At 42.2% G+C, this 1,052-nt stretch carries 1 protein-coding gene and 1 pseudogene; both read right to left on the reverse strand.

What is annotated here, in order from left to right; translation table 11 throughout:
- Positions 1-726, reverse strand: a pseudogene (locus ABT186_RS47855) (HAD-IC family P-type ATPase); the annotation flags it as partial.
- 18 nt (positions 727-744) lie between these two features.
- A partial coding sequence (locus ABT186_RS48270; RefSeq protein WP_502973571.1) for a P-type ATPase actuator domain-containing protein occupies positions 745-1,052 on the reverse strand: 308 nt, incomplete at its 5' end.

Here is a 1,052-nt window from a genome sequence, read left to right on the forward strand (position 1 = left end):
GGCGGCGACTGCTTTAGCTGTTGTCTCGTTGTCTCCAGTCAGCATAATCATACGAGAAATACCTTCGTGGCGTAGTTCTTCGAGGGATTCTTTGACACCAGAACGTATTTCGTCCGCAATACCATAAATTAGTTGCAATCTGTTATCAGCTGCGACCAAAACAACTGATGCACCTGAATCAGTGATTTCTGTGATGTCCTGTTTCTGCTCGGGAGAAATCGTAATATGATTAACCACCATCATTTTTTCATTACCAATCAATAGGTTGTCTGCGATGATTCCCTGTCCTTTAACAACGTCCGTTTTTTCAAATTTGATAGGATTGAATTTTCCGATCATGCGTACAACTGCCGTTGCTAATGGGTGATCAGATTCATTTTCTGCTGAAGCAACTGCATCAATCAATTCTTTTGAAGCACCATAATTTTTGACAACAACAACTTCTGCATTGCCTTTCGTCAGAGTACCCGTCTTATCAAACAGAAGCGTATCAATGTGACTGAAGGTATTCATAACATCACCTCCCTTGATAAGGACGCCTCTTTTTGCACCATTCCCGATTCCTGCAACATTTGAAACAGGTGCACCAATCACGAGGGCACCAGGGCAACCAAGTACGAGAATCGTGATGGCTAGTTCTAGATTATGACTAAAAACCCAAGTAATAGCTGCAATAACAAGTACCGCTGGCGTGTAATACTTAGCAAAGCGGTCGATGAATTTCTCAGCAGGAGATTTGGTATCTTAGGCTTCTTCGACAAGTTCAATAATTTTACCAAAGGTTGTATCTTCGCCGACTTTTTCTGCTTCTACGTAAATTGTACCGTTTTCTAAGATAGAACCTGCAAAAACTTTGGTACCAGCTTCCTTTCTGATTTCACGTGATTCACCTGTGATACTGGCTTCGTTGACATAGCCAGATCCTTGGTAAATACGACCATCAACAGGAACTTGACGTCCGGTTTTTACTAAGAGTTTGTCGCCAATTTCAACTTCATCAATGTCCATTTCTTCGCCATCAGCAGATAGGGCTGTGCTGGGTGCCATATTCG

Origin of the sequence: Streptomyces sp. NPDC001634, from assembly GCF_040298185.1 — a bacterium.
GTDB lineage: Bacteria > Actinomycetota > Actinomycetes > Streptomycetales > Streptomycetaceae > Streptomyces.